The sequence below is a fragment of the Pseudomonas sp. FSL W5-0203 genome (assembly GCF_001896155.1).
Taxonomy (GTDB): Bacteria; Pseudomonadota; Gammaproteobacteria; order Pseudomonadales; family Pseudomonadaceae; genus Aquipseudomonas; species Aquipseudomonas paracarnis.
The window spans coordinates 90,062-109,352 of sequence record NZ_MPOR01000012.1 but is presented as its reverse complement, the minus strand read 5'-3'; the positions used below and the strand labels follow the sequence as shown (position 1 = coordinate 109,352).

At 61.8% G+C, this 19,291-nt stretch carries 17 protein-coding genes and 1 pseudogene; 4 read left to right on the top strand and 14 right to left on the bottom strand.

Annotated elements, in window-relative coordinates; genetic code table 11:
• Positions 1–34: 34 nt before the first annotated feature.
• The 4 genes and pseudogenes from BOP96_RS30870 to BOP96_RS13660 all read right to left on the bottom strand — a co-directional run bounded on the left by BOP96_RS30870 (position 35) and on the right by BOP96_RS13660 (position 4,490).
• A complete protein-coding gene (locus BOP96_RS30870) occupies positions 35–877 on the bottom strand; it encodes a methyl-accepting chemotaxis protein (protein ID WP_370706333.1) in 843 nt (280 codons plus the stop codon).
• Between the two features lie 15 nt (positions 878–892).
• A pseudogene (locus tag BOP96_RS30865) lies at positions 893–1,120 on the bottom strand (HAMP domain-containing protein); the annotation flags it as partial.
• Between the two features lie 995 nt (positions 1,121–2,115).
• Positions 2,116–3,528 carry an aminotransferase-like domain-containing protein gene (locus BOP96_RS13665; protein ID WP_020301709.1) on the bottom strand — a complete coding sequence of 471 codons (1,413 nt, stop codon included), beginning with the start codon at positions 3,526–3,528 and terminating at the stop codon, positions 2,116–2,118.
• 200 nt (positions 3,529–3,728) lie between these two features.
• Entirely contained in the window at positions 3,729–4,490 is a 762-nt protein-coding gene (locus BOP96_RS13660; RefSeq protein ID WP_073453069.1) for an SDR family oxidoreductase, read from the bottom strand.
• A gap of 228 nt (positions 4,491–4,718) precedes the next feature.
• On the opposite strand from BOP96_RS13660, the gene BOP96_RS13655 reads away from it, so the two are divergent.
• Positions 4,719–5,726, top strand: a complete 1,008-nt coding sequence (locus tag BOP96_RS13655; RefSeq protein WP_073453067.1) for an NADP-dependent oxidoreductase — start codon at positions 4,719–4,721, stop codon at positions 5,724–5,726.
• A gap of 123 nt (positions 5,727–5,849) precedes the next feature.
• Here BOP96_RS13655 and pyrF read toward each other — a convergent pair whose 3' ends face one another.
• Complete coding sequence (gene pyrF, locus BOP96_RS13650; protein ID WP_003190068.1) at positions 5,850–6,548, bottom strand: orotidine-5'-phosphate decarboxylase; 699 nt, start codon at positions 6,546–6,548, stop codon at positions 5,850–5,852.
• A gap of 259 nt (positions 6,549–6,807) precedes the next feature.
• On the opposite strand from pyrF, the gene BOP96_RS13645 reads away from it, so the two are divergent.
• A complete protein-coding gene (locus BOP96_RS13645) occupies positions 6,808–7,572 on the top strand; it encodes a response regulator (RefSeq protein WP_014717756.1) in 765 nt (254 codons plus the stop codon).
• Positions 7,572–8,603 (top strand): sensor histidine kinase, encoded by a 1,032-nt coding sequence (locus BOP96_RS13640; RefSeq protein WP_014717755.1) that lies wholly within the window; start codon positions 7,572–7,574, stop codon positions 8,601–8,603. Before BOP96_RS13645 ends, BOP96_RS13640 begins: the two co-directional genes overlap by 1 nt.
• A gap of 156 nt (positions 8,604–8,759) precedes the next feature.
• Here the strand turns inward: BOP96_RS13640 and BOP96_RS13635 are convergent, their stop codons facing one another.
• The 9 genes from BOP96_RS13635 to BOP96_RS13595 form a co-directional block, all read right to left on the bottom strand.
• Positions 8,760–9,824: an AI-2E family transporter gene (locus BOP96_RS13635; protein ID WP_003190063.1), complete on the bottom strand. Its 1,065-nt coding sequence runs from the start codon at positions 9,822–9,824 to the stop codon at positions 8,760–8,762.
• A gap of 73 nt (positions 9,825–9,897) precedes the next feature.
• The gene (locus BOP96_RS13630) at positions 9,898–10,716 is read right to left on the bottom strand and encodes a DUF4892 domain-containing protein (RefSeq protein ID WP_019816697.1); all 819 of its coding nucleotides are present in this window, start codon (positions 10,714–10,716) and stop codon (positions 9,898–9,900) included.
• A 102-nt stretch (positions 10,717–10,818) separates the two neighbouring features.
• Positions 10,819–11,673 (bottom strand): alpha/beta hydrolase, encoded by an 855-nt coding sequence (locus tag BOP96_RS13625; protein WP_019816698.1) that lies wholly within the window; start codon positions 11,671–11,673, stop codon positions 10,819–10,821.
• The gene (locus BOP96_RS13620) at positions 11,670–12,473 is read right to left on the bottom strand and encodes an alpha/beta fold hydrolase (RefSeq protein WP_014717752.1); all 804 of its coding nucleotides are present in this window, start codon (positions 12,471–12,473) and stop codon (positions 11,670–11,672) included. Before BOP96_RS13620 ends, BOP96_RS13625 begins: the two co-directional genes overlap by 4 nt.
• A 97-nt stretch (positions 12,474–12,570) precedes the next feature.
• The gene (locus tag BOP96_RS13615; protein ID WP_014717751.1) at positions 12,571–13,014 is read right to left on the bottom strand and encodes a hotdog fold thioesterase; all 444 of its coding nucleotides are present in this window, start codon (positions 13,012–13,014) and stop codon (positions 12,571–12,573) included.
• 30 nt (positions 13,015–13,044) lie between these two features.
• Complete coding sequence (locus BOP96_RS13610; RefSeq protein ID WP_073453065.1) at positions 13,045–14,694, bottom strand: AMP-binding protein; 1,650 nt, start codon at positions 14,692–14,694, stop codon at positions 13,045–13,047.
• A gap of 450 nt (positions 14,695–15,144) precedes the next feature.
• Entirely contained in the window at positions 15,145–15,594 is a 450-nt protein-coding gene (gene sixA, locus BOP96_RS13605) for a phosphohistidine phosphatase SixA (protein WP_014717749.1), read from the bottom strand.
• Complete coding sequence (locus tag BOP96_RS13600; RefSeq protein WP_014717748.1) at positions 15,591–15,938, bottom strand: DUF4389 domain-containing protein; 348 nt, start codon at positions 15,936–15,938, stop codon at positions 15,591–15,593. Before BOP96_RS13600 ends, sixA begins: the two co-directional genes overlap by 4 nt.
• Before the next feature lie 10 nt (positions 15,939–15,948).
• On the bottom strand, positions 15,949–16,974 hold the full coding sequence (locus BOP96_RS13595; protein WP_014717747.1) for an NAD(P)H-dependent glycerol-3-phosphate dehydrogenase: 1,026 nt from the start codon (positions 16,972–16,974) through the stop codon (positions 15,949–15,951).
• Between the two features lie 195 nt (positions 16,975–17,169).
• Here BOP96_RS13595 and BOP96_RS13590 point away from each other — a divergent pair, with 195 nt between their 5' ends.
• Positions 17,170–19,290, top strand: a complete 2,121-nt coding sequence (locus BOP96_RS13590; RefSeq protein WP_317147082.1) for a TonB-dependent receptor plug domain-containing protein — start codon at positions 17,170–17,172, stop codon at positions 19,288–19,290.
• Position 19,291: the final 1 nt, after the last annotated feature.

Sequence of the window (19,291 nt, the reverse complement as noted above, 5' to 3'; positions counted from 1 at the left end):
GCCCAGCCCTCAGATCGCAGCGTCTACGCTGCGATCAAAGGCGGAAATGCCCCACCATCCCCTTGAGTTGCGCGCCCAACTGCGCCAACTGGATGCTCGAGGCGGCATTGCCTTGCATGCTCAACGCAGAATGATCGGCACTTGCCCGAATACTGGTGACACTGCGGTTGATCTCTTCGGCCACCGAGCTTTGCTCCTCGGCGGCGGCGGCGATCTGTTGGTTCATCTGCTGGATCAATGAAACAGCCGCCGCAATGCTGCCCAAGGCCCCTTCGGTCTCCAGTGCATCACTGACCGCCAGTTTCACCAGCTCGCCACTCTGCTGGATCTGCTGCACCGAGGACTGCGCCGCACTGCGCAGCGTGCTGACCAGCCGTTCGATTTCCTCGGTCGATTGTTGGGTGCGCTTGGCCAGTGCCCGCACTTCATCGGCCACCACCGCAAAGCCACGCCCCTGCTCACCGGCACGCGCCGCCTCAATCGCAGCGTTCAAAGCCAGCAAGTTGGTCTGTTCGGCCACGCTCTGGATCACGCTCAAGACGGTACCTATATTCTGGATTTGCGCGCTGAGGCTTTCGATGCTGGCGCTGGCACTGTTGCTCGACGTCGCCAGCAATTCGATACGCTGAAGGCTCATGCGTACCACCTGTTGGCCGCTATCGACTTTGGCATCCGCGGTCTGCGCGGCTTGGGCCGCCTGCTCGGCATTGCGTGCCACATCGTGCACCGTGGCGGTCATCTGGTTCATCGCCGTGGCGACTTGCTCGGTTTCGTCCTTCTGGTTGCTGACTTCGGCAGTGGTTTGCTCGGTGACGCTGGACAATGAATGCGCGGAGCTGGCGAGCTGTTCGATCCCCGCCTGCAACCCGCTGACCATCTGGCTCAAGCTATTGCCCATCTGCTGCATCGCCTGCATCAACTGGCCGATTTCATCACGACGGCTGATCTCCATGCGCCCACTCAGGTCACCCGAGGCGATCTGCTGGGCCACGGCGATCACCGCGCGCAACGGCGCAACAATCAAGCGAGTGATCACCCATGCAGCGATCAAGCCCACCAGCAGCGCCAGGGCGGATGAGCCGATGATCAGCAACGTGCTGTGCTGCAACTGTGTTTGCATGGACTGGTCTTCGGCGGCATACGCCTGGTTGACCCGGCTGACCACTTGCTCGGCGCGGTCATGCAATTGCGTGTAGACCACTTTTTCCTGGGCCAGCAGCCCGGTGTATTCGCCGAGCTTTTCACTGAACGACGCGATATGCCCGGCGACTTCGTTGAGCACGGTCTGGTAGCCGGGGTCCTTGACCGTGGTTTTGAGTGTCTCGACTTCAGCCAGGGCCTGGTCGGCTTGCTCGATCTTGCCCTGCGCGGCGTCGTCTGCGTCCGCCCTGCGGCTCTGATCCAGGCGCACCCGCGCTTCGTTCATGGCCTGCAACATCAGCCGCGACACCTGGCTGACCTGCCCTGCCTGCTCGATAAACGCCGCGCCCTCCTTGCCTTGGCTTTCCTTGAGGCCATAGGCGCCGTCGTCCGCCAGCCCGGCTTGCAGCACATCCAGGTTATTGGCCACGCTGGACACCGACCAACTGGCCATTTCCAGGGCGAGGTCTTTGGTCTGGGTCAACTCGACGAACTCATCGAATGCCTGGCGATAGGCGACCAAAGCTTGCTCAACATCACCCATCACTCGCTCGTTGCTGGCGGACCGTGCCTTGAGACGCGTGGCCTGGGCCATCAGCGCATCGACACTGGCATGCAGGGCCTCAACGGCCTTGGGGTCGGCGTGCAACGCATAGTCTTGCTCGATCAAGCGCACCTTGAGCAGGTCGCTGTTGAGCGTCGACATCGACGTAAGGCCTTCGAAGCGCTGGCCGATGGTCTGCAGGGACCACACACCGATGGCCGCTACCAGGGCCGTCAACAGCAGTACCAGGGTAAAACCCAAGCCGAGTTTTTTTGCCATACCGAGGTTGGCGAAACGTCGTTGCACGCCCGAAATCATTGCACTTGATCCTCTTGCGATGGCAAATGCCATAAGCCAGGTTTACAAGCAGCGAGATTCGCAACCCCGAGGCACTGAGCACAAGCCGCTGGCGCCGGAATAATGGCAAAAAGCTACATGTGCGTCGTTTTCAGAATGGTCGAGGTCGATCTCGCTGCACCCATAGCGCGGAACAGCGTCAATGCGCGTTGATCAGCGGCGTAGGCCACATTGATGCGCAGCCATTCGCTGCGCTCACCCGTGGGGCTGAACAACGCACCCGGCGACAGCAACACACCCAGCCGCTGGGCGCAGGCTTGCAATCGCAAGGGGTCGGCCAAGCCTGGTCGTGCCCACAGGAACATCCCGCCCGCGGGTGCGGCAAATACCTGCCACTCTTCATCCTCCAGCACCTGCAGAGTGGCAGCCATCTGCGCAGTCAGGCGCTTGCGCAGGCGCTGCATCCACTTACGGTAAGTGCCGTTACTCAGCAACGTCGCCACCATGGCTTCGGCAAACCGTGAGGTGCCGATGCCTGTCAGGGTCTTGAGCTGGACCAATTGCGTGATGATCGCGGCATTGGCGCACAGGTAACCCACGCGCAGGGCACTGCTCAGTGTCTTGGAAAAGCTCGACACATAGATCACCCGCTCATCATGGGCAAGCGCCGACAAGCGTGTGCAACTGGCATGTTGCAGGTCGCCGTAAACGTCCTCTTCGATAATCAGGAAGTCGCGCTCGCGTGCCAACTCCAACAAGCGCTCCGCCACCGGACGACTCAAACTGGTCCCCGTGGGGTTGTGATACAGGCTGTTGATGAACAGGCACTTGGGCCGGTGGATGTGTAGCAGCGCTTCCAATGCCGGAATATCCGGGCCACCACGGGTGCGCGGCACTTGCAGCAGCGTAACGCCCTGAAAGGCCAGTTGGCGATAGAGATTGCCATACCCGGGTGTCTCGACCACCACCTTATCACCTGGCTTGAGCAGCGTGCGTATCAGCAGGTCCTGGGCATGGCTGGCGCCGTGGGTGGTGAGAATACGGTCCAGGCTGGTGGGCACGTGTATCTGGGTCAGGCGTTTGAGCAGTTGTTCGCGCAACGCCGGCAACCCCAAGGGTGTGCTGTAGTTGAACAGGCCGCCAGTGTCGGTACGGCTCAGTTCGCGGATCGCGTAGTTGATGTCATCGCTTTCGCGCCAGGTGTCGGGTAGCCAGCCGCAGCCCAGCTTCAGCTGGCCCAGTGGGCCATCGGTAAATGCCCCCCAGCCCTGTTCCGCACCCTCATACCAATGGTTTTCGTGGACCGTCGTGGGTGACGCCACCACAAACCCCGAGCCATGTCGGGGGGCCAGCAGCCCCTGGGCCACCAATCGTTCGAATGCCTCGATCACACTGGCCTGGCTCAGCAGGTTATCGAGGGCCAATTGGCGAATGGACGGCAAGCGTGTGCCAGGGCTCACCCCCTCCTTGCGAATCCATTCTGCCACCGCGCTGACGATCTGCTGAACAACCGGTACCAGGGCTTGTCGATCGATCCCTAAATCCATGAGCCACTCACTTCAACTGTCTGTTAACCCAAAACAGTTAAGCACAGAAGCTCAGTAAAACCGGCCGCCAACTTTTATTAAAGTATTGATTTTATTGGGTTATTTACCTAGTGAAACATATTCGGGCGCAGCCCACTGCCCGCCATGGAAACGCCCCACAGCACCTGGCTCTGTTTTCGAATGCCACGCGACCTGCCGTCCTAGATCGCTGTCGCGCCGCCGTCCACCGCCAGGGCCTGACCGGTGGTAAATGCTGCGCCATCACTGCACAGGTACAACACGGCGCTGGCGATTTCCTCAACCTTGCCAATGCGTCCGACCGGGTGCATGGCGGCGGCAAACTCAGCCTTGCGTGGGTCGGCCTCATAGGCGCGGCGAAACATGTCGGTATCAATAACGGCCGGGCAGACCGCATTCACGCGGATTTTCTTCTTCGCATACTCGATGGCCGCCGACTTCGTCAGCCCGATCACCGCATGCTTGGACGCCGCATAGATGCTCATCTTCGGTGCCGCCCCCAACCCCGCCACCGATGCGGTGTTGACGATGGCCCCACCGCCCTGGCCCAACAGCAACGGCAGCTGATACTTCATGCACAGCCACACGCCTTTGACGTTAACCCCCATGATCGCATCGAACTCATCAAGACTGCCGTCGGCCAGCTTGCCCTTCTCGATCTCGATGCCGGCGTTGTTGAAGGCGTAGTCCAGGCGTCCATAGGTGGCGACGGTCTGTGCCATCAATTGCTGCACGTCCGCGTCGAGCGTGACGTTGCAGCGCACAAATATCCCTTCGCCACCGGCCTGGTGGATCAATGCCACAGTGCCCTCACCTCCCGCCACATCAAGGTCAGCGACCACCACCTTCAAGCCTTCGGCGGCGAATGCCAGCGCGGTGGCGCGGCCAATACCAGCGGCGGCGCCGGTCACCAAGGCGACCTGGCCGGAAAACGTCATGCTCATGGGAACTGTCCTGTGGGGTTAGTAGCGATGGAGCGAGTCTAGCCAACGCCGGGAGCCGCACGTCAGCACTATCAGAAGGCCGGTTGGCGCTGCATGAATCGCAGTGATAAAGCGGACCGGCTGATTATCAATGAGGCCTATTGCCGGGCATTCGCCTGCGCCGCACACCCTTGCCCTTCTGCCACTGAGGGTCTATCACTCATGTTCCATTTCTAAAGAGTCCTTGCCATGACCGCCCAGACCAACCGCCAATTTCTGCTCGCCAAACGCCCGGTCGGTGCCGCCACGCGCGAGACCTTCACTTACCAGGAAGTACCGGTGGGCGAACCCCAGGAAGGCCAGGTGCTGGTGCGCAATGAATACCTGTCCCTCGACCCGGCCATGCGTGGCTGGATGAATGAAGGCAAATCCTACATCCCACCAGTAGGCATCGGCGAAGTGATGCGCGCCCTGGGCGTAGGCAAGGTGATTGCCTCGAAGCATCCGAACTTCGCGGTGGGGGACTACGTGAACGGTGCACTGGGCGTGCAGGATTACTTCCTTGGCGAGCCCCGTGGTTTCTATAAGGTGGACCCCAAGCTAGCGCCCCTGCCCCGCTACCTGTCCGCCCTGGGCATGACCGGCATGACGGCGTACTTTGCCCTGCTGGACACCGGCACACCGAAAACCGGTGACACCGTGGTGATCTCTGGTGCTGCCGGTGCCGTGGGTAGCATCGCCGGGCAGATCGCCAAGCTCAAAGGCTGTCGCGTGGTGGGGATCGCCGGTGGCGCCGAAAAGTGCAAGTTCCTGGTGGATGAGCTGGGCTTCGACGCCGCCATCGACTACAAAAACGAAGACGTGCCCGCCGCCCTCAAGCGCGAGTGCCCCAAAGGCGTGGACGTGTATTTCGATAACGTCGGCGGGGATATTCTCGACGCCGTGCTCAGCCGCCTGGCGCTCAAAGCCCGCGTAGTGATTTGCGGCGCAATCAGCCAGTACAACAACAAGGAAGCGGTCAAAGGTCCGGCCAACTACCTGTCATTGCTGGTCAATCGTGCGCGCATGGAAGGCTTTGTGGTGATGGACCACGCGGCGAACTTCGCGGCGGCGGGCCAGGAAATGGCCGGCTGGATGGCCCAGGGCAAGCTCAAGAGCAAGGAAGATATTGTCGAAGGGCTGGAGACATTCCCGGAAACGCTGATGAAGCTGTTCAATGGCGAGAACTTCGGGAAGTTGGTGCTCAAAGTCAGCTGAAACAACACAAAAACAAATGTGGGAGCTGGCTTGCCTGCGATGCAAGCAACTCGGTTTCTAAGTGATACCCAGTTGATACTATCGCAGGCAAGCCAGCTCCCACATTTTTGCTCACTCTAAAAATCAGGCGATCTCGGCGACGACCGCTGCCAACGCCTTGGCAGGATCCGCCGCCTGGCTGATCGGACGGCCAATCACCAGGTAATCCGAGCCCGCATCCAGGGCCTGGCGTGGGGTCAGGATGCGGCGTTGGTCATCCTGGGCGCTGCCGGTGGGACGGATACCCGGTGTCACCAGTTGCAACGACGGGTGAGCGTTCTTCAAGGCCTGGGCTTCCAGGGCCGAACACACCAGGCCGTCGAGGCCGGCTTTCTGCGCCAGGGCTGCCAGGCGCAACACCTGAACCTGCGGCTCGATATCCAGGCCAATACCTGCCAGGTCTTCACGCTCCATGCTGGTGAGCACGGTTACACCGATCAACAACGGTTTTGGGCCGCTGCGCTGTTCCAGCACTTCGCGGCAGGCGCTCATCATGCGCAGGCCACCGGAGCAGTGCACATTGACCATCCACACGCCCATCTCGGCCGCGGCTTTGACGGCCATCGCCGTGGTGTTGGGGATGTCATGGAATTTCAGGTCCAGGAACACTTCGAAGCCTTTGTCACGCAGGGTGCCGACGATTTCCGCCGCGCAACTGGTAAACAGTTCCTTGCCGACCTTGACCCGGCAAAGCTTGGGGTCCAACTGGTCAGCCAGCTTCAGTGCGGCGTCACGGGTGGGGTAATCCAGGGCGACGATGATAGGAGTCTGGCAGACGGACATTGGAATGGGCTCTCAGGCAAGTCGAAATCGGCGCGGATTGTAGCGCAAGCAGCGCCGTTGCGGGATCCGATGATCGGTAAATACTGATCAAGCGCCCAATACCGGCGATTCAGAGCAATTGTTTCAACCCCGATACATTCACGACACGCCCCCAATACGCCGCCCGGCTAGCCTCGCGCACATGACCGTCCGCCCAGCACTTCCAGCCCTGGAACTGGGCGCCTATGCTGACAGCCACACTCAGGCAGATGACCTCGCTATGCATACCCCTTGCGACCCTGTAAACGAAGCGCCAAAAGACGCGGTGATCGCCGAAGACAAGCGCTGGAATACTCGCGCGCTGATTGTCGACGACGACGTGCCGATCCGCGAACTGCTGATCGACTACCTGGCACGCTTCAATATTCTCGCCTCGGGCGTCACCGACGGCACCGCCATGCGCCAGGCCATGCAAGCGGAGACCTTCGATGTGGTGGTGCTCGACCTGATGCTGCCGGGCGAAGACGGGCTGACATTGTGCCGCTGGCTACGCGCCGAGTCGGATATTCCGATTTTGATGCTCACCGCCCGCTGCGAACCTACCGACCGCATTATCGGCCTGGAACTGGGCGCCGATGACTATATGTCCAAGCCGTTCGAGCCGCGGGAGTTGGTCGCGCGTATCCAGACCATCCTGCGCCGGGTGCGTGATGACCGCACCGAACAGCGGGCCAATATCCGTTTCGACACTTGGCGCCTGAACAGCGTGCTGCGCCAGCTGGTGGCCGATGATGGCCTGGTGGTGCCGTTGTCCAACGCCGAGTTTCGTTTGTTGTGGGTGTTTATCGAACGCCCCCGCCGTGTGCTGAGCCGCGAACAGCTGCTGGACGCGGCCCGTGGGCGCTCCATCGAGGCCTTTGATCGCAGCATCGACCTGCTGGTGTCGCGCCTGCGCCAGAAGCTGGGGGATGACCCCAAGGCTCCGCAATTGATCAAGACCGTACGCGGCGAAGGTTACCTGTTCGACGCCCGGGATATCGGTTGATGCGCGCGCCCTTCAACACGCTGTTCGGGCGACTGTTCGGCCTGTTGCTGGTGGCGATTGTGCTGGCCCATGTGCTGGCGTTCTTCTGGTTCCACCACTACGGCCCGCCGCCACCACCCCGCGCGGCCTTCGTCGAACAACCAGATGGCAGCCTCACGCCCTTGCGCAAAGCGCCTCGCCCCTGGTTCGGCGGCCCGGTGGTGCCCCTGACATTTCAATTTATCTCGCTGATCATCGCTGCCTGGTACGGCGCCAAACTGCTGAGCCGGCCGATCCAGCGCCTGAGCGCAGCGGCCGAGCGCCTGAGCGTCGACCTCGACAGCCCGCCCCTAGTGGAAACCGGCCCTCGCGAAGCACGCCAAGCGGCCTCGACCTTCAACCTGATGCAAAAGCGCATCCGCGAACAAGTCAGCCAGCGCGCACGCATGCTCGGCGCGGTCTCCCACGACCTGCGCACCCCGCTCTCGCGCCTCAAGTTGCGCCTGGAACAAATCGAAGACCCCAAGCTGCAAGGCCAGATGCGCCAGGACCTGGACGACATGATCGGCATGCTCGATGCCACCTTGAGCTACCTGCACGAACAGCGCACCAGCGAGACACGGCATTGGCTCGATGTACAGGCGTTGGTGGAATCCCTGAGTGAAAACGCCCAGGACCAAGGCCGCGACGTGCAGTTTGCCGGCACCTGTACACCGTTGCAGGTACAGCCGATGGCCCTGCGTTCATGCCTGAACAATTTGATCGATAACGCCCTGCGCTATGCCGGCACCGCCCGGGTGGAACTGGCCGACAGCCGCGGTGCGTTGGTAATCCGGGTGATCGACCACGGCCCGGGAATCGCCGCCGATAAGCGCGAAGCGGTGTTCGAGCCTTTCTTTCGCCTGGAAGGGTCGCGCAACCGCAATTCCGGAGGGGTCGGTTTGGGGATGACCATTGCCAGGGAGGCCGTCGAGCGACTCGGCGGCCACCTGAGCCTGGAAGATACACCGGGCGGTGGGTTGACGGCGGTGATGTGGTTGCCGAGGGTTTAAGCACTCCCATTTACCTGACGCGCCGCGATCCAAACGTGGGAGCTGGCTTGCCTGCGATTGCGCAGTGTCAGTCGATGAAGTGTTGGCTGGCCCACCGCTATCGCAGGCAAGCCAGCTCCCACAAGTACCGCGGCGTACCACAGTTAGGTACACCCATCAGTTACACGGTTTGTCTTCACGACGCACTTGCGCCTGGCTCGCGCTCCAGTCTGTCAACAGGCTGTAGGCCACCGCCAGCAACGTCGGGCCAATAAACAGGCCGATAAAGCCGAACGCTATCAACCCGCCAAATACACCCAACAACACAATCACCAACGGCAGGTTGCCGCCACGGCTGATCAGGTACGGCTTGAGCACGTTATCCACGCCGCTGATCACGAACGTGCCCCACACGCCCAGGAATACCGCGTAGGTGTAGTCGCCCTTCCACGCCAGCCACGCCGTGGCCGGGATCCACACCAGCGGCGGCCCCATGGGAATAAGGCTGAGCAGGAAAGTCACGATACCCAGTACCAGCGCGCCCGGTACGCCGGCGATCAGAAAGCCGATCAGCGCCAGCAGCGCCTGGGCCGCAGCGGTGCCGATCACACCATTGACCACTCGCTGTACCGTGCCAGCCACCAGTTCGATGTAATAGCCGGCGCGTTCGCCGATCAGGCGCTCCAACAGGCGGTGCACAAACATCGCCAGGCGCGGCCCGTCACGGTAGAAAAAGAATACGAAGACCAGGCTCAGGGTCAGCTCGAGAATGCCGCCGCCAATTTGCGCACTGCGCGCCAACAACCAATTGCCGACCTGGCCCAGGTACGGCTTGATGCTCACCATCAGCGCCGCGCCTTGTTGATCAATGCTGTCCCAGGTCGCCACCAGGCGCTCGCCTACGAAGGGGATCGACCCCAACCAGGTCGGCGCCTCGGGCAAGCCGTCGACCTGGATGTCCTTGATCAGCGCCACCGCATCACGCACATGGTCCGCCAGGTTGAACCCCAGCCATACCAATGGCACCGCCACCAGCAACATCCAGCCCAACGTCAAGATGCCAGCGGCCAGGGACTCCCGGCCGCCGAGCCAACGGGTGAGCAAACGCATCAGCGGCCAGCTGGCAAATGCCAGCACCGCGCCCCAGAACAGCGCCGACCAGAACGGCGCCATGACCCAGAAGCTGGCACCAAACAGCACCAGCAGCAGGATTTGCACCAGCAGGCGATCGTTATTGAGCATCGGGTATCTCGAGAAGAAGGCTGTAGGAAGAGAGCTTAGGCGAACGGCGCGGGTCCGTTCGCCCGTGTGATGCTTAGCGTATCAGATGCAGATGCAGCCCTTGGGTTTCACCGGCGCCGGTTTCCAGACGGGCGGTGCGCACGCCCTTCTCCACCAGCGCCTGGCGCCAGGCCTCGGTGTGCGGCCCGCTCAGGCTCACGCGCAGGGTGGTGTCGAGGTTCAAGGCACGGGATATCAAGGTCAGCCAGGTGTCATCAGGCTCGGCGCCCAGCGCGGGGAAATCCAGCTCGCCGGTGCTTTTGAGTTCACGCAGCAGGGTGGCCGAGGTGGGCAGCAGGTTGCCCAGAGGCGCGCTGGCGTCGAGTTGCTCCACATGCAGGTAGGCGCGACGGTTACCGCGGGTAATGCCATACAGCGCGACCAGGGAATTGTCCTGCGGGGCGGCCAGGCGAAGCAGCAGGTACTCCTGTTGGCCGTCGGCGCCCACTAGCTTGGCGTTACCAAACACCTCGTTGGCCCACAGGCTGCTTTCGCCACAATCGCGGGCCTTGCACCAGAACAACAACTGCGCGCCCTTGGCCTGCAAGGCTTCGCGTGTTGCGGTAAAGGCGGCGCTGGAGCTGTGTTCGGCGGGTAGTTCATAGGTGATGGCAGTGGCTGGGCCGCGTGCGATGGCCTGGCCTTCGTAGCGCAACTGGCCGCTGATCTTGCGGATTGCGCCCATGGGGTAGATGCGTTCCTTGTCTTCAGCAGGGCGGTAATCGACGATTTGCGCATCAACCTGACGGGCTACCGCCGGTAAATCCTGGCTGCCGGGCAGATCGGCGGCAAATACCAGGGGGCTGAAACAGCAAAGGCCTAGGGCACGGATACATCCTTTACCCAGGCTCATCGGATCAGCGAGCCCTGGCCAATGGTGGTCACAGCGATATCGAGTGTGTTCATGGTTGACTCCCTTTCAATCCGCCCAGCCTCGGCAGTTGACCCCGCCAAGTCAAGGCGTGGAGAAGAACCGATTGAAACAGTCTGCAACAAGAGCTGCACCGGGCTCGTCATTAAGGTGTAAATGATGGCCGCCTGGCAGCGTGGTAACCGTGAAGGGTAGCTGAGAAAGCAATCCGGAATGTTTCGCCAGCATGCCGTCAGCCGCGACCACCAACTGCGTAGGGCACCCTACCCTTCGCACGAAAGCCATGGCCTGTTCATCGGTCAGGCGCATCGGCGACGCCAGGGTCAGGCGGCTATCGCTGCGCCAAGTGTAACCGCCCGGCACCGGCATCAAACCGCGCTGGGCCAGGAGTTGCGCCGCTTCACGGCTGACCGCCACCACGCCTTTCATCCGCGCCTCAACGGCCCGATCAAGGCTGTTGTAGACGGGTTTGCGCTTGTCCTGCAGGCTCAATTGCGCCTGCAACGCCATGCCCAGGCGCTCGGCCGCGTTCTCGCCGCTGGCGGTCGGTGGGATCACGCCGTCGATCAGGCCCAGGTGTGTCACCCGCTCCGGCAAGGCCCCGGCCAACACCAGGGAGACTATGGCGCCAAGGGAGTGGCCAAGTAATGCAAAACGTTTCCAGCCCAGTTGCTCGGCCACCTGCAGCACGTCGTAGACGTAATCCCACAAGGCATAACCGGCGCCAGCCGGGCGGTGCGCCGAATGCCCATGCCCCGCCATGTCCAGGGCGACGATGCGCAACCCGTGCAACTTGGGCGCCAGGCGCGCAAAGCTGTTGGCGTTGTCCAGCCAGCCATGCAAAGCAATCACCGGCAGCCCATCCTCGGGCCCGAACAGATGCGCGGCCAATTCGATGTGCGGCAAGCTCAGGCGAACCTCTTCGACAGGCGTACTCATGCGCAACTGCGCTCGCGGGCCTGCCAGCGGGCGAACAGGTTTTTGATCAAGGCAGCGGTGTCCTGGGGGCGTTCAAGAGGGAACATATGGCCCCCGGGCATGGTGAGCATTTCGCCCATGGGCAAGCGGTCGACACCGCTGGCATGGTGACGCATCACCACCCGGCTCTGGCGGCCACGCACCACGGCCAGCGGCACCTTCAACTGGCGCACCTGGCCCGGGCTGGTGTGGGGCACGCCGCGATAGATGCTGATTTCGGTGGCTGGGTCGAACCGCAGGCGCAGGCGATCGCCCACTTGCTGCAGACCATGTTGCAGGTACGCGTCAAAGCAATCGGGGTCAAAGCCACGGAACAGGGTCTTGCCGGCGAAATAGCTGCGCGCGGTGTCCAGGTCGGTGAATTCTTCGCGCCGGCCAAGCGTGCGCCCAGCCGGGGTGAGGCGGTCGATAAAACCAAAGCGCTTGGCAGCGCGGATCACCCAGCGGTCTGCGCGGGTGAGCACCGGCGAATCCAGCATCACCACGCCCCGGTACAGGTGCGGGCAGCGCATGGCCGCGTGCAAATGCAGCACGCCTCCCAGGGAATGGCCCACGCCCCATACCGGTTCTGGCTGCTGCTCCAGATGGTGGATCAGTTCGTCCACCAGGTTCTGCCAGTTATCATCCACCGGGAACCTGGGGTCGTGACCGTGCTGCGGCAGATGTGCCACCGCATATTCCGGGGCCAGGGCGGCAAACAGCTTGCCGTAAGTGGCCGAAGGGAAGCCATTGGCGTGGGTAAAAAACACGTGCTGCGACATACAGGTTCCATCAACAAAAACAGAGGGGGATTGTCACCATGCCCGGCCTCTACAGCAATGACTGTAACTGCCAGGAATGATGACACTCACGCCACGCCTATCGCGCCGGCGGTTGTTCACCCAGCGGCACCACGGCCATGGTCAGGCGCGAGACACAACTGGCCTTGCCCTCGTCGCTGCTCAAACGGATGTCCCACACTTGGGTAGTGCGCCCGATATGAATAGCCTTGGCCACCGCCGTCACCCGACCGCTGCGCACACCGCGCAGATGGTTGGCGTTGACCTCCAGGCCCACGCAATAGAACTTGCTTGCATCAATGCACAAGTAGGCGGCCATGGAGCCGACACTTTCGGCCAGCACCACCGAGGCCCCGCCGTGCAGCAGGCCGTAGGGCTGATGGGTGCGGTGGTCGACCACCATACTGGCGGTAAGGGATTCGTCGTCGAAGCTTTCGAAACGAATATCCAGCATTTCACCGATGGTGTTTTTCTGGATCGCGTTGAGGTGTTCGATATTCGGTTGGGTACGCCACAGGCTCATACGGTTGTCCTTGTTGGTTTTATTACGACCCTAATCCTGCCACAGAACGGTTTCGGCGCGCGCGCTCCATGCTTGCAATTGTGGCCCGTACGTCGACTCGATCACGTTGCGTTTGATCTTCAAGGTCGGCGTGAGAAAACCGTTTTCCACCGCCCAGTGGTCTTTCACCACCACCAATTGCCCCATGCGTTCGTGCTTGTCCAGGCCCGCGTTCACCTGTGCCAGCCAGCGTTCAAGACCACTGCCGAGGGCTTGGCGGTCCTCGCCGGGTGCCGACAAGACGCACAGCCCTATCGGCGCGCTGAGCCCCTCGCCGACCACACACACCTGTTCAATACGTGCATGTTCGGCCAGGCGGTTTTCAATCGGCGCCGGGGCCACGTATTTGCCTTTGCTGGTCTTGAAAATTTCCTTGAGGCGTCCGGTCAGGCGCAGGCGACCGTCCGCGTCCTGCTCGCCCTTGTCACCCGTGCGCAGGAAGCCATCTGCGGTGAGCGTATCCGCGGTTTTCTGCGGGTCCTTGAAGTAGCCCAACATGGTCGCGCCACTGTGTACCTGCACTTCGCCTGACGGGTCGATACGCACTTGCACGCCTGGGCAGGGCTGGCCGATCCAACCAAGCGTTTGCCCACCTGGGCGACACACATGGGAATAGCCGCAGTTTTCGGTCATGCCATACACCTCCAGCACATCCAGGCCCAGGCGCTGATACCAACGCAGCAACGCCTCGGGCACCGGCGCCGCGCCGGAAAGAGCGATACGCAGCGCATCCAGCCCCAGACCGGCGAGGACTTTATGGCCGACGCGCTTGCCGATAAAAGGCAGGCTTAACAGCATATCGAGCCTTTTTTCCGGGATTTTGGCGTAGACGCCCAGTTGGAATTTGGTCCAGATGCGCGGCACGCCAAACAAGGCCGTCGGCCGCGCCCTGCGCAAATCGGTCAGGAAGGTCTCCAGGCTCCCAGCAAAAAAAACGGTTTGCCCGGTATAGATCGACGCCATTTCCACAAACATTCGCTCCGCCACATGGCACAGCGGCAGGTACGACAGCAACCGGTCATCCTCTCCCAGGCCAAACAACTCAGTACCGCGCGTGGCAGCACACCCCAAGGCGCCGAAACTGTGCATCACCCCTTTGGGCAGGCCGGTCGTGCCGGAGGTGTAGATGATGGTAGCCAGGCTGTCGGCATCCGGTAGCGGGTTGTCCTGAATCGGCGAGCAGGCTTGCAGGTTCGCCCAGTTGAAATCGAAAGCCCCGTCAGGACACAGCGGCAGGCTGATAGTCGGGACACCCGCAGGGATGCCAGGCGCCATCGCCGACCAATCATCAAGCTTGCCGATCAGCGCCAACCGCGCCTGCGAGTGAGTCAGCACATGGGCGACTGAGTCCGCGGTGAGGTTGGGATAAAGCGGCACCGACACATGCCCGGCCATCCAGATCGCCAGGTCGGCGATGATCCAGTGGGCGCAGTTTTTTGAAATCAAGGCAATGTGCGAACCCTGGGGCAACTCCCGCGCGCGCAGCCAGTGCGCAGCGCAACGGACCTGGTGGCCGACATCGCCCCAGGTGAGGGCCTGCACCTCACCGCCGCCGATGGGCTGAACGAGGAAGACTTTGCGCGGGTGCCGCGCTTCACGCTCGAAGAAGACCTGCAACGGCAAACGAAAAGCGACAGGCATGGGACGCGCTCCTTTGTGATCCGAGATACAGCCGACCAAGCACTTGCTTGGTTGACGGTATAGCACAGGTAAAGGAAATGGCTTGTCGCTAACCACGATGCGAAGCGAGCCGCTCTTGATCTGCTCTTGATCTTGATCTCAGGCGCCCCGTCGAACCACGCTGGCCGGAATTCCGGGTCCTTTTCCAAAAGTCAGGGCGGAACTCTAAGTGGCCGTTACCGCAGGAATGGATATGTACTCGGTATAACGGTGTCGCCTGTCAGGTCGTCATCGCAGGCAAGCCAGCTCCCACATTTGGATTGCGGGGTGTCATGTAGATAGGCGTCGGCTGTCAAGCCGTCATCGCAGGCAAGCCAGCTCCCACATTTGGATTGCGGGGTGTCAGCGAGATAGGCGTCGGCGGCAGGCTGTCGCGCAGGCAAGCGCCCTCGCCACAGCGTCGCACGATGCCTAGGGATTCTTCACACCCACCAGACTCATCAACCCCGCCAATGGAAAATCACCCTCAAGCTCCGCCAGGCTGGCCGTGTACATCGGCTGTGGCTGACGCTGATGCCCATGCTGCAAAAAACTGATCAGGCTGCCCACCAGCGGTTGGTGGCTGACCAACAGCACGTCGTCATCGCTGTCGAGTTTCTCCAGCACTCGCTGAACATCCCCATCGGGCGTCAGCCACGGCACAGTACGGATTTCGGGCTGAAACCCCAGCACATCGCGCACCAACTGCGCCGTCTGTTGCGCCCTTACATAAGGGCTGGCAATGATGGCGCCCAAGGGCTGGCCAATCAGGTGCGCAGCACTGCGCAAGACTTCGGCACGCCCATGCTCGGTAAGGTTGCGCTCGGCGTCCGTGGGTGCGTGCCCTTCAGCTTCACCGTGACGCAGAATCCATACCTTCATAGCTTCGGCTCTTCATCACGCACCGGGTGCGGTGCCGGCGGTACGCTGTGGGCCGCTTCGCCTTCGGGCGCACGTGGGGTTGGCCAATCGGCGAACGGCCAGGGCTTTTGCTCGGTGTGGAAGCTGCCGAAGCGGCCAATCTGCGCCAGGAACTGGCTGAGGCTGTCGCCAAAGTTCATCAGGCCCAGGTTCGGCGCTCCGTAGACCAGCCGGTAAATCAATTGCACCACCACCAACGCGCCGAGCAGGAATTGCGCCACCTGCCACACCAGCGCAAACACCAGCATCCACAGGATGCGCAAGACAATCGACTCGTATGGGGGGGCAGCTTTGGGATCGTTCATGACGCGCTCCTCAGTTAAAACCACTGGTGGAAATGAAGTCGACATCGGTCTTGGGCTCGGCCCGCATCAGTAACTCGATGACCTGGTTCAAGGTGCGCCCTTCGAACAGGATCGCGTGCAGCCCGGCGACCAGCGGCATGTACACGCCCACTTCCTGGGCCTTGGCCTTCAAAACCTTGAGGGTGTTGACCCCTTCGGCCACTTCACCCAGGCGCGTCACCGCCTCCTCCAGGCTCAGCCCTTGGCCCAGGGCAAATCCAACCTGATAGTTGCGGCTTTTAGGCGATGAGCAGGTGACGATCAAGTCACCCACGCCCGCCAGGCCGAGGAAGGTCATGGGGTTGGCGCCCTGGTTCACCGCAAAACGCGTCATCTCGGCCAGGGCACGGGTGATCAGCATGCTCTTGGTGTTTTCGCCCATGCCCAGGGCCACGGCCATGCCGGCGATGATCGCGTAGACGTTTTTCAAGGCGCCGCCCAATTCGACGCCGAAGCGATCAGCGCTGGCGTAGACCCGGAAAGTACGGCCATGCAGCACCGCCTGGACGCGCTCGCACAAGGCCTCGTCTTCACTGGCGACCACGGTGGCGGTCAACGCGTGCTCGGCGACTTCCCGCGCAAGGTTTGGCCCGGACAGCACGCCAATGCGCGCCTGAGGGGCGATTTCGGTGAGGATTTCACTCATCAACTTGAAGGTGTGGGCTTCGATGCCCTTGGTCAGGCTGACCAACAACTTGCCAGCCAGGCGTTCGGCGTGGGGCGCCAATACCGAACGCAAGGCGCTGGAAGGCAGCGCGACGAAGCACAGGTCGCAAGCCGTGAGGGTGTCCAGCAGGTCGGTCACCGGTTCGACGGCAGGATGAATCTTGATACCTTTAAGGTAACGGGGGTTTTCGCGATGCACGCGAATGGCTTCGGCCTGCTCGGGGTCGCGCATCCACTGACGCACCGCGTGGCCGTTCTCGGCCAGCAGGTTAGCCACGGCGGTACCAAAACTTCCGCCTCCCAGGACCGCAATAGGGCGCTGTTCAGTCATATGCAATCCGTTAATCCATACCAGTGGCGATGGCGGCATTATACGGGGCGCCCGGCTTGCGGCCAGCCCCCCTATCAATTCGCGGTTTTGTCAGAAAATGCCACGGGTGTGCGAAGTAAATGCAAGTCCGACGACTGGCAAATAGCCGCGCCTCGGTTAACATGGTCGGCTATCCGCAATTAACAAGGCCGTGCCGTGTATCTAGGCCCTCCTCCTCGCTCATCACTGTTATTGATGCTGGTGTGCGCTACCTGCGCACAGGCCGACGACCTGTTCCTCGACAGCCAGCCGCTGCCCCAGGTCTTGACCGCCACGCGCCTCAAGCAATCGGCCGCCGCCGTGCCCGGCAGCATGACGGTGATCGACAGCGAGCTGATCAAGGCCAGTGGTGCCCGGGACATCTCGGAACTGCTGCGGCTGGTTCCCGGGATGATGGTCGGCTACACCAGCGGCAACCAGGCCTCGGTGAACTACCACGGCACCAGCGCCAGTGATGCCCGGCGCATGCAGGTGTTGATCGACGGGCGCTCGGTCTACCGCGCTGGCCTGGCCACGGTGGACTGGAGCGATATCCCGGTGGCCATGGAGGATATCGAGCGCATCGAGGTCTTTCGCGGCCCCAACACCGTCAGCTACGGCGCCAATGCACTGATGGCGGTGGTGAATATCCTCACCCGCTCGCCGGCCAACAGCCAGGGTTCACGGATAAAGGTGGTCCGTGGCGAACGTGGCATCAATGACTTCTATGCCAGCCAGGGTGTGGGCTGGGAGACCGGCGATTTGCGCTTGTCCCTGTCCGGGCAACAGGACGATGGTTTTGACAGCGACGCAGCCGGCGCCGACCGCCGTGACGGGCGCCGTCTCAACCGTTTCAGCCTGGCGGTGAGCCAGACCTTGAATGGGCAACAAAGCCTCGATTGGCAACTGAACGTCAAGGAAGGCACGAACCAGCGCCCTTATACCTACACCCCGGTGTTTGCCGGGATTACCGAAGGCGGTAGCAATTCCGACGCCACCGCCAAAGACTATGCGGGCTCCCTGCGCTGGAACTTCGACTTCAACCCCGACCACAGCCTGTATATCCAAGGTTCGGCACAGCAATGGGACCGCAAGCAAATCTGGAAAGCCTGTGACGCCAAGGTCTCGTTCAGCCCGGAGCTGACCCAGCTATGGCAGCTCAACCCCAACTATGCCGAACAGCTGGCGCGGCACATGGACACCTACAGCCAAGGCTCCGCACCACCCGGCAGCGCCGCCGAACAGGCCTTGGCCAATCAGGTGCTGGGCCAGTGGCGCAACGGCGCCAACCAGAGCGTGTGCGGCGATATCGACCAGAGCGCCCGTGAAAGCCGCTACGACGTGGAGATTCAGGACACGCTCAGCCTCTCCGACAGCCTGCGCCTGGTCAGCGGCATGAATTACCGCTACGACCGCGCCGACTCCGAGACCTACTTCAATGGCACCCTGGACGACACCACCTGGCGTCTGTTCGGGCATCTGGAATGGCGCGCCAGCGAACACTGGCTACTGCAAGGTGGCGCCATGTACGAAGACACGCACCTGAGCGGCAACTCGCTGACGCCGCGTGTGGCGGTCAATTACCTGATCAACCCCCGCCACGGCTTGCGCGCGGTTTACTCCGAGGCGATCCGCTCGCCGGACATGTTCGAGAACAACGTCAACTGGAGCTACCGTGTCACCAATCTCAGCTCCCCGACCTACGGGCAAAACGCCGGGCAATATTTTGTCGTGACGCGCGGCCCCGGCAACCTCGACAAAGAGTTGATGCGCTCACGCGAGCTGGGCTACAACGGCTTCTTTGCCGAGCTGGGGCTGAATGTCGACGTGAAGCTGTTCTATGACGAAATCACCGACATGATCAGCTCGCCGCTGCGCAACAACCAGTACATCGCCAGTAACGCCAACAGCTCGCGCTTCACCGGTGCCGAGTCACAGTTCGACTGGCGCGTGAGTAGCGCCGACCGCCTGCGCCTGACCTATGCTTATGTAGACGCCACCTCCAGCAACCCGCTGGACAAAGCGCAAACCGCGCGTAACAGCGGCTCGGCCGGTTGGCTGCGTGAATGGGGCCAGGGGTGGTCCAGCGCCTTGTTCTACTATGGCGACGACGCACTCAACCAATATCGCTTCCAGCGGGTCGACCTGCGGGTGGCCAAGCGCATTGCCGTAGGCAAAACCAACGTGGAGCTGGCGGGCATGTTGCAACAACGCCTGGATAACCAACCCACCACCTGGGCGGACAACAACTACGACCATCGCCACGTTCTCTACTTCAGCGCCGAGCTGGACTTCTGAC

What these genes read in the sequence shown, in the direction of transcription:
- BOP96_RS30870 (WP_370706333.1), bottom strand. Translation starts at nt 877, where the DNA reads ATGGTCAGCGGGTTGCAGGCGGGGATCGAACAGCTCGCCAGCTCCGCG.
- BOP96_RS13665 (WP_020301709.1), bottom strand. Translation starts at nt 3,528, where the DNA reads ATGGATTTAGGGATCGATCGACAAGCCCTGGTACCGGTTGTTCAGCAG.
- BOP96_RS13660 (WP_073453069.1), bottom strand. Translation starts at nt 4,490, where the DNA reads ATGAGCATGACGTTTTCCGGCCAGGTCGCCTTGGTGACCGGCGCCGCC.
- BOP96_RS13655 (WP_073453067.1), top strand. Translation starts at nt 4,719, where the DNA reads ATGACCGCCCAGACCAACCGCCAATTTCTGCTCGCCAAACGCCCGGTC.
- pyrF (WP_003190068.1), bottom strand. Translation starts at nt 6,548, where the DNA reads ATGTCCGTCTGCCAGACTCCTATCATCGTCGCCCTGGATTACCCCACC.
- BOP96_RS13645 (WP_014717756.1), top strand. Translation starts at nt 6,808, where the DNA reads ATGCATACCCCTTGCGACCCTGTAAACGAAGCGCCAAAAGACGCGGTG.
- BOP96_RS13640 (WP_014717755.1), top strand. Translation starts at nt 7,572, where the DNA reads ATGCGCGCGCCCTTCAACACGCTGTTCGGGCGACTGTTCGGCCTGTTG.
- BOP96_RS13635 (WP_003190063.1), bottom strand. Translation starts at nt 9,824, where the DNA reads ATGCTCAATAACGATCGCCTGCTGGTGCAAATCCTGCTGCTGGTGCTG.
- BOP96_RS13630 (WP_019816697.1), bottom strand. Translation starts at nt 10,716, where the DNA reads ATGAGCCTGGGTAAAGGATGTATCCGTGCCCTAGGCCTTTGCTGTTTC.
- BOP96_RS13625 (WP_019816698.1), bottom strand. Translation starts at nt 11,673, where the DNA reads ATGAGTACGCCTGTCGAAGAGGTTCGCCTGAGCTTGCCGCACATCGAA.
- BOP96_RS13620 (WP_014717752.1), bottom strand. Translation starts at nt 12,473, where the DNA reads ATGTCGCAGCACGTGTTTTTTACCCACGCCAATGGCTTCCCTTCGGCC.
- BOP96_RS13615 (WP_014717751.1), bottom strand. Translation starts at nt 13,014, where the DNA reads ATGAGCCTGTGGCGTACCCAACCGAATATCGAACACCTCAACGCGATC.
- BOP96_RS13610 (WP_073453065.1), bottom strand. Translation starts at nt 14,694, where the DNA reads ATGCCTGTCGCTTTTCGTTTGCCGTTGCAGGTCTTCTTCGAGCGTGAA.
- sixA (WP_014717749.1), bottom strand. Translation starts at nt 15,594, where the DNA reads ATGAAGGTATGGATTCTGCGTCACGGTGAAGCTGAAGGGCACGCACCC.
- BOP96_RS13600 (WP_014717748.1), bottom strand. Translation starts at nt 15,938, where the DNA reads ATGAACGATCCCAAAGCTGCCCCCCCATACGAGTCGATTGTCTTGCGC.
- BOP96_RS13595 (WP_014717747.1), bottom strand. Translation starts at nt 16,974, where the DNA reads ATGACTGAACAGCGCCCTATTGCGGTCCTGGGAGGCGGAAGTTTTGGT.